Raw genomic sequence first — 12,259 nt, 5'->3', positions numbered from 1 at the left:
GAGCTCTAATCATTCGTATTTTACTTAAGTTTTATATAAAATAGCCCAATTGCCATTAATATCATTTCGTAACGATCCGTGCATCACGTAGAAGATCTAATTAATATTTTTAATTATTGTTTTGAGAAAGACTATAATACTCGTCTGGTGAAAGGAGGAGATGAGCCCATTTATCTTCCTGCAGATAACCAGAGGTCTTATCATGCACTATTTTTCGCACATGGATTTTTTAGCAGCGCCTTACATGAATGTGCTCATTGGCTTATTGCTGGAGAAGAAAGAAGAAAGCTGGTTGATTTTGGCTATTGGTATGCTCCTGACGGACGTAACCAGGAACAGCAAACTTTATTTCAGCAGGTGGAGGTGAAGCCACAAGCTTTGGAGTGGATTCTTTCTAAGGCTGCCGGGCATAAATTTCGGGTAAGTATTGATAATTTAAATGGAACTGAAGTGGATACAGAAGCCTTTAAACAGGCAATCTATAATCAGGTGTTTCATTATTGTACCCAGGGGTTACCACAGCGTGCACTACATTTTCGTAATGCTTTATGTGCTTTTTACCGTCAACCTTCTCCCCTGAGAATTGATGATTTTTCAATTGATGAATTGTAATGCTTCAAGCGCGGTGAAGCACGACTCCAATTGTCCAATCGAGATTTTGTTCTGGCGGAATATAATGGATGGTTTGATTGGGGTTAATGCCATAACCATCAACCATTAATGCGTAGTAATAAGAGGATAAAAGACAATATTGGTAGAGGTACTCATCGTCAGGATACTGGCCATTAAGTATATCCCATTGCTGATGGCAAATTTGGTTGTCCCCTTGTTGCAGCAAACTTTGATTAGTAAGTTCGCTGTTTTCAAAATGAAATAATTGGCTGCTGGCAAGATTGGAAATACCACCAATACTGTACCATTCATTCACGGGATTTAAAGCAAGCAAAGGTTGTATTTGTTGATTTACCTTATGGACACTATTCATTAATGAGGTTACTTCTTCCTTGCACGATGGAGCATTGCCCTGTCCTGACTCCCCGTCTGGCAAAGGATAGTCGTTTGCAAAGCAAGAGGGGGAGTTAAGGAATTGATGTGACATTTCTGTTTGGCCTAACCCCAGGAAACTGTGAACATACAGATTGATATTCTGTCCATAGATATTGAGTTCTACCTGGTTATGTTTGCTAATCTCGGCATTTTTAGGCATTGGAAAGACAATTTGAACGGAAGCACCGCCCATATCCATGACACCAACTGATTTATTTTGGACTGATTTTAATGTATCAAGTTTATAATTTACAGCAAGCCAGTCAAACAATGCTTCGTCGTTCCCAGTGATGGTTTTTGCCTCGACCAACTGCCATTGCGATTGTTGTCTAAACCAGTAGTCCAATTCATCATAGTATTTTTTTTGTTGTGATTGGGGTAGTAGTCGCATACCAGCTGTTGCGTAAAAGTAAACAGGTATATTATGAATTGGTGCATCAGCCAATAGCATTGTCAGGTAGGCATCAATTGTTACGGAATTAGGCTGAATGCTGGCGAATCCAGGTTTGATTTTTTTATTCCAAATTTCCTCAATATGAATTGGAGTATTGGTGTCATCCGTATCATAGGAGTAGATATGTAGCCTGGAACCAGTACTTCCGGCATCAATGACAGCTATACAAGAGTGTTTTTCACAGGGGTTAGTGTCAGCAATAGTGTTTGGCGTCAAAATTACTAGGCAAGAAAGAAAAATCAAAACTCGAAACATTAGTTGATATAGAGCCAAAATTGAAGTTTTCGAATGGTACATTGTGTATATTTTGTTGTCAATAGAGTGTGTTTAAATAAACTGTACAAAACATTGTGGGATATTGGTTTGTCGAATGATGAATAGTCGCTGTTTTATGGTTTAAAAATTAACAATTTGATTTAAATTTAAATTATTGATTTTCAAAATAGAATAAAAGTAGTAAAATAATACTTTTTATTTGTTAGATCATACCTCTTATTTCGAGTAACTCAATCATGAACTCCCAAGAACAACGTGGATCCTTTTATGCTATTTTATCCGGATTTCTTTACGGATTTATTGGTTATTTTGGGATTAGTGCTATCCATGGTGATTTATCAGCAAGCAATATGTTGTTTTGGCGATTTCTTATTTCCAGTATTTTTATTTTGATTGTTTTGATTCCTCAATTAAAAAATATCAATGATACCTATAAATCCATGTTTACCGCTTTTTTAAGTGGTGTCCTCTATTATGGTTTATCGACATTACTGTACTTTTATGCTTCCCTCTATATAGGCTCTGGATTATCGATGGTGATATTTTTTACTTATCCAGTGATTATTATGGTGTTCAATTATTTTTTCTATAGCCAAACAATACCAAAGATATACTATTTGGCCATATCTGTTATCCTGATAGGAATGGCGTTGTTAATTGATGTAAATGAAATCGCATTTGATTTATGGGGTATATTTCTGGGCTTAGCTTCAGCTTTTTTTTATGCGTGTTATATAGTTTCAAGTAAAAACAATGAAATTTCTCCAAATGTCTCAACCCTGATGGTATGTTTAGGCTGTATGACAACCAGTTTGATTGTAGCTTGCCTCGACCAGACCTTTAAAGTCCCAACATCATTCCCTGTTTGGCTGAATTTATTAGGCATAGGCCTTGTTGCAACGGTTATACCGATTTTGTTAATGCTACACAGCTTGAAGTACATCAGTTCGGAAAAGGCATCTATCTTATCCGTTTTAGAACCTGTTTTTGTGGTGATCTTTGGCGTAGTGCTGCTCGGTGAGGAACTCAAGCCTTGGCATGCGTTGGGTATCGTCTTGGTTTTGGCAGGCGCTTTGATTACCTTGTTTAGTCATAGAATTAATTTAAATCAATGGCTAAGCGCAATATACAAGTCCTGATAATAAAGATGCAGCATTTCTTTTGTGATTTATTGATGAGTGGCAAGCCAATCTTCAATTCTTTGGTGAACAGTCAGATCCAATAGAGCTGGTGCGTGTCCTGCATTTTCTACTTCATAAACTTCAGTTAAAGCATGAGTTTTTTTCATTTGTGTGATTATCTCCGAAGTCAAGATATCAGAATTCACACCATGAATAACTAAAACTGGACACTTAATCTGCTTCCAAATTGACCACAGATTAATGTCATAAAAAATTCCTTCCAGTGCTTTATGGGGATGACGAAAAAATTCTGAAATGATTTGTAAAATTGATTTTGATTTTTTTATTGCCGGATCCATTTTGGTGACATAAAGATTAGGGCCTCGTTGTTCTACACTGTTTTTAGTGAAAATATCCCACTGCTTCTCATTTGTAATTCCAAAATCAGCATAACTGGCTTTGAAATGTTGCTTGGCTTCCTCCAGGCTTTTAAAATCAGGGTCTTTACCTGCATATTTAGCAATTCTTCTCAACCCATGAATAGGTATTTGAGGCCCTATGTCATTGAGAACAAGTTTATTGATCGGAGAATTGGGCATTGCAGCTAAAATCATGCCAATGATGCCGCCCATTGATGTCCCAATCCAATCGATTTGATGAGCATTTGTTCTTGCCATAAGGGCTGTCATATCTTTTACATACTGGGTAAAATTATAATGGCGGGGATTTTTAAACCAGCAACTATCACCTCGACCCGCAATATCCGGGCAGAATACATGATGTCCCTTGGAGCTAAGATAATTGGCTAATTCATCGAAATCCCTGGAATTGCGAGTATACCCATGCACACAAATAACTGTAGGTAACTCCGGTTCAAAGATACCCCATTCAGTATAAGCAATATGGTGAAACCCTTCTTCCGAGATGGCAAGCAAGCTGTTTTTTTTCATATTTCAGACTATTGGCTTTTATAATTGTAAATCAATACCAAATACCAGAATAATTTTGTACACCACAACATCCAGTATTATAGCTGCAACATGAATTGCTGGCACCGCAGCATCCGCTTCCACAGCCACTTAATAATACAGCAGCAGAAATAACAACTAAGGCCAATATTATTTTTTTCATTGCCTATCCTTGTTTTGTCCATGTATATTAAATATACTATATGAATTTAAAATTATCCAATTGATTGTATTTGTTGGTGTTTTTTGGTGCTAAATATTCTGTTCAGGGGATAGGGCTGTGCTGGATTGCTTTAGGCAGGATATACTGTTAACTCCAGATTTGAGTTTCTGCGAGTTGAATTCGATTATTTTGAGCTGAATATTGTTTGAAAGGCACTATCTGCCTTTCAAAAATTAATCCATACTATTCAATTATTCGATGTAACAGACAAATTAACCTAAGATGCCGATACATTGATTATTATTATTAACCAAAGTCACCTTACTGTCTTGCTTTAAAGTCATAGAACCACAAGAGATATCTTCTCCAAAAATGGAATCTTTCTTATATCCAAATTGATATTCTTTATTTTTAGGTCCTTTTCCTGAATAGGAATTGCCCAAACCTCCATATTGGCTTCCATTGACCGAGTAACCTATAGCAATGGCATTTTTTTCCTTGGTAGTTACTGTAATATCAATAGTATCGGAGGCAAAAATTTTGAAACAAATTAGAGATAACAATACAGTACTTAAATTTTTTCTGTAAAATTGCCACATCTTTTATCCTATATATTCATTTATTAATATTTATAAACTAAATCACTGATCATGAGAAGTTTGTAACCATTGTAATTTCCATAACTCATAGAGGAAGAGTTGATTACTCTTGTTGTTTAAATAAGGTTTTAACTCTTTTACAGATAGGAATCGATTATTGGCAATAAGGCTGAGTAAGTTTGTTGAAACCCCATAGCTGTCCCATTCTTTCCCATTGACATAAAAATGGCATTTGGATTCTTTGTCAGACATGATATATGCAAAACGACATGAGGCATCTCTAACTATTTCCTGATGATTAGTCAGTTCTTTTATAAACTCGTCCAAACTGAGTAATTCATCTTCCTCTAAAGGAAGAGCTAAATGTTGTTCTGCTGACTGATCAAGGCTTGTAGCAAAACAACCGAACCAGGATTTCATGATGTTATCATTTTCCATGAGTTGCCTTAGCAATTGTCTTGCATTGTCCCATGCTTTAGGTGTTATTTCCGATGTGTTTTTAAGAGTGGACCAATCCGGGTCTTGATAGAGAGATTTGAATAACCTATGTTCAGATAAATAATCACCCAGACTATCCCATAATTCTTGTCCTTGGTAACTTCTATAGCCAAAAGAGTAAGTCATACACTCCTCAGATTGAGCGATACCATAATGTCCTATATGGGGGGGTAAATAGAGCATGTCGCCTTCTTCCAGAATGAATTGCTCTTCGACCTCAAATTCTTTCATGATTCGTAGTTCAAGACCTTTTATAAAATTGTTGGTATGACATTTTTTTGAGGTTAATGACCATAGCCGCCTACCTTTAGCCTGATACAAGAAAACATCATAATTATCGTAGTGCGGACCAACGCTTCCATGTAGAGTGGCATAGCTAATCATCACGTCATCAACTCGCCATTGAGGAATAAAATTGAAATGATCAAGTAACTCATAGACCTCTGGAACAATACGGTCTACTCCTTGTACTAATAGTGTCCAATGAGTTTTAGGCAAGTCAATTAAATCAGATTCTTTAAATGGACCTCTTTTTAAATTCCATTGTGGGGAATGCTCGGGGGTTTCATAGACCAGGCGACTTTCTATTTCTTCCTCAAGAGCAAGTCCTGCCAACTCATCCGGTGTAACTGGATTAATAAAATCAGGTAAGGCTTGACGAATGACTATTGGTTTTTTTTGCCAATATTCTTTTAAAAAGGTTTGGACAGTAATTTTTTGAAAGTGAACCATTATTGAAAATCATATTTTGATAAATGTTGTCTATTTAAGCATTTTGAGACTGAATAATGCAACCAGTAAATCAAACAGGACTGTCACAAAATGCTTGAGTATGGACAAAAATAAAGTGGTTTGTTTCTTATTTTGTTTAACTTTAGTAATGCAAAGACCTATATGGGTTGATTATGGATTATTATTTTGCAAAATACGCTCTAATTCTCCTTTTGCCTGGCGTGAGAAATTGATGAGGCTGGCTTCTTCCTCAAAAAAGTCAAAAGATTTAATCAATGTCTCTTCATCATGCTTTTGGAAAGCATTGGCTTTTTTCTCAATTTCTTCAGGTTTATAACCAAGAAATTTTAAAATTTCCTTGGTCATGGTTAACGAAGAGTCAAATAACTCTCTTTTGAAATAATGAACTCCTGCTTTATGTAACTCATAGGCGTGTCGTCTATTTCTTGCTCGAGCAAAAATTTTCAATTGAGGAAATTCTTCTTTAGCTAATTTCACAATTTCCAAATTGGTGTCCGGATTCCCAACAGTGACTATGAGCAACTGAGCATGGGCTGCTCCTGCGCTTTTTAACAGATCCAGGCGATTCGCATCACCAAAATATCCGGAGTAGCCAAATTTTCTTAATAATTCGACTTGTTCTGGATTTTTTTCCAAAACGGTTACCTTGATGTTTTCACCACTAAGAAATCGACCTATTATCTGACCAAAACGACCGTAACCCGCGATAATAATGCTATTTTTTTCATGGATAGAGTCGTATTCACGTTCTGGTAATTTGCTTATTAATTTCGGCATCATAAAACGATGATACAAAAGCATTAAAAAAGGTGTAGCCAACATGGACAGAGCGACTACCAGGGTAAAAAAACTGCTTATTTCCGGGCTGATTACTTTTAATGTACTTGAGTATTGAAATAGAACAAAGGCAAATTCTCCACCTTGTGATAAACCCAGTGCGAATCCGAGCGCCTGGATTTTAGTGAGTTGAAATATCTTGCCGAGTGTAAAGAGAATCAATGCCTTAATAGTAATCAAACCAAGTACAATAGGGATGATTACAGTCATTTGATTGAAGAGTAGATTGAAATTAATACCCATTCCGACTGAGATGAAAAATAATCCAAGAAGCAGTCCTTTGAAAGGTTGAATATCAGCTTCTACAGTTCGTTTATATTGAGAGTTAGCTAAAACCATCCCCGCGATAAAAGCCCCCAAAGCAGGAGATACTCCGATCGTTTCCATTAATAAGGTAATTCCAACAACCAGCGATAGGGAAAATGCTGTAAATACTTCACGGATATTGGTTTTTGCAATGATTAAGAACAAGTATCTGGATAAGTAGTGGCCCGCCAAAATAACACTACCGATAATGCCAGCGACGACAACAGCATGAAGCCACTTGGGTAGTTCGGCAATAGAGGTAGCTGTATGAGGGTTAATAGCTACATTAATTCCATGATGGTTGCCTAATAAAGGCAAAATCACCAATATCGGTATGACTGCAATATCCTGGAATAAAAGAACAGCAAAAGAAGTTTCACCTTCTGCTGTTTTCAAAAGATTTTTCTCCTGGAGCATTTGCAAGACTAAAGCGGTTGAGGATAGGGCAAGCGCCATACTGACCGCTACACTGGCTCGCCAATTGTACCCCATCATTACAGCTGCGGAAGAAAGGGCGATTGTTGTTAGTAATACTTGTAAGCCACCTAAGCCAACTATTAATTTTCTCAGCTTCCAGAGCATGATTGGTTCTAATTCCAAACCAATCAAGAATAACATCATGACTACTCCAAATTCTGCAAAGTGCATAATTTGATCGGCATTGCCAATTAGTTTAAGTCCAAAAGGGCCAATGAGCATTCCTACAGTAAGATAACCAATCACAGAACCAAGTCTAAATCGGCTTGCTAGTGGAACCATGATGCTTGCAGCAGCAAGGAAAATGAAAATATTGAGGAGTACGTGACCGTTCATCTGTTACCTTGAGGTTAATTCATTTTTCATGACAGTTTTTAAATTTTTTACCGCTTCCACATGGGCATGGGCTGTTGCGGCCTATTTTTTGCTTGTTTTGTTTATTTGATAACTGTTTATCTACCCCATCCACATAAAACCAAAGAGAACCATCCTTTTGAAACTCACTTAATTCATGAATATTTTTCAACTGATTTCCGTCAAGAAATGTTGCTATAAACTCAACAAATCCTTTATCCGGGCTCTCCAAATAGCTTTGAATGATTTTCAAACCCAGCCAGGAGACATTTTGAGCCCACTCTTTCGCTTCTGATTCGTTGAAAGCAATTAGTGGTTTGTCCTTCATGGTGTGTTTAATATAATCGATTTTTGCAAGAGAATACGCGGTATATCTCGAACGCATTAATTGTTCTGGTGTTTCAGGAGCTTTCTTGCTTTCCAGATAAATCCCACAACATTGCTCATATTTATTTTGTGAACCACAGGGGCAAAGAGTCATTTAATTACCTGTAAAAACTGGTTTATGGGTAAATTTACGATTAGTTATATTAACGAATCCTGGATTATATTCTATATGGCATTCCATTATTTCTAAACAATTTTGTTACATTAGATTTTTTTTATAAAAACAGGAGCAAAGTGTGATTCATTATTAATCCACACAGCAATTTTAAAATGGGTAATGAAAAGAAATAAGCAAGTGCTATCAGAGTAAATTAGATTATAAGTGATTGGTTGTGTTTTATTTAACACTATACCTGATCTTATTGGAAAGGATTACCTCGGCTCTCATATTCTTGCGATTTATAATTTTCCGGCACTCTATCCGTTAGAGCCTGGCTTGCCTTATCTAAGGTATCGTAGATAAGTCCTTGAATAATTTCCTTTATAGGTACTGATTTGCATTTTTCTAATTCTGAAATCTGTATAGTTAATTTTTCGATTTCTCTTTCGCCAAATAGAGAATGAATCGGAGTATTTTTTCTTATCTTAAACAGGCGTTGAATTTCATGCTCAATTTTATCTAATTCCTCTTTATAGGCACCATACATCGCTTTTTCCATGCGATTGATAATTGATTCTATTGGCTCCGAATAATGCGTGACCAGGGTAACAAAAATTTTTGATAGAGATTCAATTTCTTCATAATAGAGTGTGTGATTCCCTCGTTTTAGAAGATTCATCGCATTGATGCAGTACCCAGGTAATAAAGCAAAACACTCTTCTTTGGAAATAAGTGGTATTTTTCTAGTAAACTTCTTAGGCATAGTGAACTTCCTTTTCATCATATTACAATATAAGTATAGCATCCTGATGGTATATTTTGGTTAAAGTGACCAATTTTGGCACAATAATTCCAGCTAATTACTAACAATCATACTTTATATTTAATGTAATAGTTCTTGGTTAACTGGCACATACCCATAGAGCCGGAAACAGCAAGCATGATAGGGATAAGAAAGATAAAATTAATCCGGGTGAATTCGAAAATAAGGATAATTGCAGTTAAAGGCATCTTTTGTGCCGCAGCAAGAAAAGCCGTGGCACCAATAAGGGCGAAGGCATGTATGGGAGCGGGTGGGAAATACAAGTTCCAGACACCACCAAGAACAGCTCCGAGCAAGGCACCATTAGCCAGTGATGGCGTTAATAAGCCTCCTTGTGCCCCAACACGTAAGCTTGACCAAACGAATACATTCCGCAACAGAAATAGTAAAATGCTTAAACCAATTCCTACTGCTTGATCAAACTCCATTTGTGCCGGGCTTTTGCCGTTACCTAGTAAGGAAGGAAAATAAACTGCAAATACACCAATGAGTGAAAAATTAATTAAACAAGCCAATATCATTTGCCAGTTATGCATGGCTTTGCTGCGTTGTACTGTAGCAATTTGAATAAACCAAAAGGCAAAAAAGCCTAACACAGGACTGGCAAGAATAGACCAAATAATTAAAGGCGCAGTTAATGAAAATTCGGGTAGTTGATAAATCGATTCATTTCCCAAGCCCCACCAAGACACCAGAACTGCTATAGCAGAAGAAGATAATGCAGGAAGCAAGACAGTCCAGTTGGAAGTGCATAGCAGCACTTCCAAAACAAAAACAGCACCTCCTAAAGGCACATTATAAACTGCCGCAAGTCCTGCGCCTGCTCCACATGCCAACATGATTTTGCTTTCCTCAGGAGTTAATCCTGCTTTGCTAGATAACCAGAAAGCAAAGACAGAACTTACCTCACGGGGAGCTACTTCTCGTCCAAGAGGCGAACCCAAGGCAATCGTTATAATTTGTAGAAAAGCATGAATGAAGGTACTGAGAACAGGCATGGGTTTACCTGATTTTATTGCTGAGGCAATACTGACTAATGGTTTACCAAAGCGATAAAGTGCCCACCATCCCGCGCCAGCTATTAAGCCACAAAGGAATAGTATGCTTATTCTCCGATCAGCAGAAGATGCTCTAACTCCCTCCAGAAAAGTTTCATTACTCATTATATGAAGGGGACTGTATCCATAGGCAATATGTTGAAGGTAGTGCAATAACATGGCCAGGCACATCCCTAAAAAACCGGAACCGACTCCTACGAAAACAGTAACCAGAGCCAGACTTGCTTTGGAGCTTTGAAATAGTTGGTTATCGGATGAGGTTAACTCCATTCCCTTGGTTCCTTTTAAGGTAACTTGTCATCAATTTGCATATAAATGTAAGAATTTATTATTTCTGTATGCAGATTTTTTTGCAAGTGAAACAGGTTAATAAATGTATCTGTAATAACAAAATTTAAAAAAGTATCCATTGGCTGTTTGTGATCTTGACAACACATTGCCTAAAAAGTTAACATTAAACATTCTTTTAATTTCCTGTTTTTTTATGAATATAAACCGACAATTAATAAGCAGAAAGTCTTGCTTCCAAAACAGCAACAGGCTGCCTGTTGGATTGTCGCATGTTGCTTTAAATTCTTTCACCTCAATTGTCGTCGTCGTGGTGGTGGTCAGCTTTACCCTTTCCTCTGCTCTGAGACGGCTTCTCTCCTGACTTATCTGCCCCGCCTCAGGGCGATAATGGCAGCAGATAAGACCCAGCAGTTATTGAAATTTTATCACTAACCTGAAGCGAATAAGTTAGGAGTTATTGTGAACACATTGTCATTTAAGCACCCTTTGCTAGCTAAAACGTACCTTTGGATTATATGGACCATAGCGGCCTGTTTTTTCTTTTATAAATATTTGATTCAGGTTTCCCCCAGTGTGATGACAGCTGATTTGATGAAGGCATTCCAGGTTAATGCGGCCGGCCTTGGGAATTTGTCAGCTTTTTATTTTTATTCCTATTTATTCATGCAGATTCCTGTGGGTGTAATGTTAGACAGGTACAGTCCACGATTGCTGACAACCTTTGCCATTTTTGTCTGCAGTATCAGTACTTATATTTTTTCTCAAACCAATACTTTATGGCTGGCTTGCTTAAGTCGAGCATTGATGGGTGCAGGGGCTGCTTTTGCTGCCGTATCTTGTTTTAAGTTAGCTGCTGTATGGTTTTCTCCAAAACGATTTGCTTTAGTATCAGGAATGTTTATGACAGCAGCCATGTTAGGTGCTGTGGGAGGGCAGATGCCTTTGGCATTTTTGGTTCAACATGAAGGTTGGCGCAAGGCACTTGAATTGGTCAGTGTAATGGGAATTATCTTGGGGGTCGTGTATTTTCTCGTTTTAAGAGATAAGCCTGCACAAACTCAGCCTATATCAAATAGGAAGGAACCCATTATTCAATTGTTAAAACGTATTATTGTTAACCGACAGGCATGGGCTTTGTCATTATATAGCGGATTAGCTTTTGCTCCTGTTTCGGTTTTTGGTGGATTATGGGGAGTTCCTTTTTTGGAAAAGGCTTATCTCTTGTCTCGTACTGATGCGGCTCTTGCGATTTCATTTATTTTTGTCGGTTTTGCGGCAGGCGCGCCATTTTGGGGATGGTTTTCTGATTTTATCAGACGTAGAAAGCCTGTTTTGTTTACAGGAACATGTTCAGCTTTATTATGCTTATTGATTGTTATTTATAGCTCAAACCAAAATTTACTTACTTTAATTATTCTTTTATTTCTCTTTGGGTTTGGAGCAAGTGGATTTTTTACCAGCTTTGCAATGATCAGGGAATTATTTCCTTTGGTACTTGTGGCTACAGTGCTTGGTATTATGAATACGTTTAATTCAGTGTTTGAGGCTTTGTTTGAACCATTAGTTGGTGCTTTGCTGGATTGGACATGGGAGGGGACCGTAGTGGATGGTATTCATCAATTTACTTTGCATGGGTACTATTTTTCTCTTTTATTGTTGCCTATGTCTTTAATTTTAGCCTTATTGACCTTGTTATTGATTGATGAAACCTATTGTCGAACCAAGGAAGAGGTGGAGTAAACCTCCT

The 12,259-nt window shown here is 37.3% G+C and carries 12 protein-coding genes; 3 read left to right on the top strand and 9 right to left on the bottom strand.

From position 1 onward, the window contains the following. The first annotated feature begins 78 nt into the window (after positions 1–78). Positions 79–612 carry an elongation factor P hydroxylase gene (locus tag OQJ02_RS09040; RefSeq protein ID WP_265718858.1) on the top strand — a complete coding sequence of 178 codons (534 nt, stop codon included), beginning with the start codon at positions 79–81 and terminating at the stop codon, positions 610–612. A gap of 4 nt (positions 613–616) precedes the next feature. On the opposite strand, the gene OQJ02_RS09035 is transcribed toward OQJ02_RS09040, so the two are convergent. Then, complete coding sequence (locus OQJ02_RS09035; protein WP_027227788.1) at positions 617–1,756, bottom strand: multidrug DMT transporter permease; 1,140 nt, start codon at positions 1,754–1,756, stop codon at positions 617–619. 257 nt (positions 1,757–2,013) lie between these two features. Here OQJ02_RS09035 and OQJ02_RS09030 point away from each other — a divergent pair, with 257 nt between their 5' ends. Then, the gene (locus tag OQJ02_RS09030) at positions 2,014–2,916 is read left to right on the top strand and encodes a DMT family transporter (RefSeq protein WP_265718857.1); all 903 of its coding nucleotides are present in this window, start codon (positions 2,014–2,016) and stop codon (positions 2,914–2,916) included. 29 nt (positions 2,917–2,945) lie between these two features. On the opposite strand, the gene OQJ02_RS09025 is transcribed toward OQJ02_RS09030, so the two are convergent. The 8 genes from OQJ02_RS09025 to OQJ02_RS08990 all read right to left on the bottom strand — a co-directional run bounded on the left by OQJ02_RS09025 (position 2,946) and on the right by OQJ02_RS08990 (position 10,491). Beyond that, positions 2,946–3,848, bottom strand: coding sequence for an alpha/beta fold hydrolase (locus OQJ02_RS09025; RefSeq protein ID WP_265718856.1), 903 nt, complete (start codon positions 3,846–3,848; stop codon positions 2,946–2,948). 31 nt (positions 3,849–3,879) lie between these two features. Next, complete coding sequence (locus OQJ02_RS09020; protein ID WP_265718855.1) at positions 3,880–4,029, bottom strand: hypothetical protein; 150 nt, start codon at positions 4,027–4,029, stop codon at positions 3,880–3,882. A gap of 272 nt (positions 4,030–4,301) precedes the next feature. Beyond that, on the bottom strand, positions 4,302–4,628 hold the full coding sequence (locus OQJ02_RS09015; protein ID WP_265718854.1) for a hypothetical protein: 327 nt from the start codon (positions 4,626–4,628) through the stop codon (positions 4,302–4,304). Positions 4,629–4,670: 42 nt separating this feature from the next. Next, on the bottom strand, positions 4,671–5,858 hold the full coding sequence (locus OQJ02_RS09010; RefSeq protein WP_265718853.1) for a JmjC domain-containing protein: 1,188 nt from the start codon (positions 5,856–5,858) through the stop codon (positions 4,671–4,673). Positions 5,859–6,029: 171 nt separating this feature from the next. Further along, on the bottom strand, positions 6,030–7,835 hold the full coding sequence (locus OQJ02_RS09005) for a monovalent cation:proton antiporter-2 (CPA2) family protein (protein WP_265718852.1): 1,806 nt from the start codon (positions 7,833–7,835) through the stop codon (positions 6,030–6,032). A gap of 19 nt (positions 7,836–7,854) precedes the next feature. After that, a complete protein-coding gene (locus OQJ02_RS09000; RefSeq protein WP_265718851.1) occupies positions 7,855–8,334 on the bottom strand; it encodes a YchJ family protein in 480 nt (159 codons plus the stop codon). A gap of 265 nt (positions 8,335–8,599) precedes the next feature. After that, positions 8,600–9,103 carry a hypothetical protein gene (locus OQJ02_RS08995; RefSeq protein ID WP_265718850.1) on the bottom strand — a complete coding sequence of 168 codons (504 nt, stop codon included), beginning with the start codon at positions 9,101–9,103 and terminating at the stop codon, positions 8,600–8,602. Positions 9,104–9,210: 107 nt separating this feature from the next. Next, on the bottom strand, positions 9,211–10,491 hold the full coding sequence (locus OQJ02_RS08990; RefSeq protein WP_265718849.1) for a chloride channel protein: 1,281 nt from the start codon (positions 10,489–10,491) through the stop codon (positions 9,211–9,213). 480 nt (positions 10,492–10,971) lie between these two features. Here OQJ02_RS08990 and OQJ02_RS08985 point away from each other — a divergent pair, with 480 nt between their 5' ends. After that, positions 10,972–12,252 (top strand): MFS transporter, encoded by a 1,281-nt coding sequence (locus OQJ02_RS08985; protein WP_265718848.1) that lies wholly within the window; start codon positions 10,972–10,974, stop codon positions 12,250–12,252. The last annotated feature ends 7 nt before the right edge of the window (positions 12,253–12,259 follow it).

Source organism: Legionella sp. PATHC032, from assembly GCF_026191185.1.
In the GTDB taxonomy this organism is placed as follows: domain Bacteria; phylum Pseudomonadota; class Gammaproteobacteria; order Legionellales; family Legionellaceae; genus Legionella.
This window is presented reverse-complemented; position numbering and strand designations above follow the sequence as displayed.

Excerpts from the sequence above, each read along its gene's own strand:
- OQJ02_RS09015 (WP_265718854.1), bottom strand. The coding sequence starts at position 4,628 with ATGTGGCAATTTTACAGAAAAAATTTAAGTACTGTATTGTTATCTCTA.
- OQJ02_RS09020 (WP_265718855.1), bottom strand. The coding sequence starts at position 4,029 with ATGAAAAAAATAATATTGGCCTTAGTTGTTATTTCTGCTGCTGTATTA.
- OQJ02_RS09000 (WP_265718851.1), bottom strand. The coding sequence starts at position 8,334 with ATGACTCTTTGCCCCTGTGGTTCACAAAATAAATATGAGCAATGTTGT.
- OQJ02_RS09030 (WP_265718857.1), top strand. The coding sequence starts at position 2,014 with ATGAACTCCCAAGAACAACGTGGATCCTTTTATGCTATTTTATCCGGA.
- OQJ02_RS09010 (WP_265718853.1), bottom strand. The coding sequence starts at position 5,858 with ATGGTTCACTTTCAAAAAATTACTGTCCAAACCTTTTTAAAAGAATAT.
- OQJ02_RS09035 (WP_027227788.1), bottom strand. The coding sequence starts at position 1,756 with ATGTTTCGAGTTTTGATTTTTCTTTCTTGCCTAGTAATTTTGACGCCA.
- OQJ02_RS08990 (WP_265718849.1), bottom strand. The coding sequence starts at position 10,491 with ATGGAGTTAACCTCATCCGATAACCAACTATTTCAAAGCTCCAAAGCA.
- OQJ02_RS09005 (WP_265718852.1), bottom strand. The coding sequence starts at position 7,835 with ATGAACGGTCACGTACTCCTCAATATTTTCATTTTCCTTGCTGCTGCA.
- OQJ02_RS09025 (WP_265718856.1), bottom strand. The coding sequence starts at position 3,848 with ATGAAAAAAAACAGCTTGCTTGCCATCTCGGAAGAAGGGTTTCACCAT.
- OQJ02_RS08995 (WP_265718850.1), bottom strand. The coding sequence starts at position 9,103 with ATGCCTAAGAAGTTTACTAGAAAAATACCACTTATTTCCAAAGAAGAG.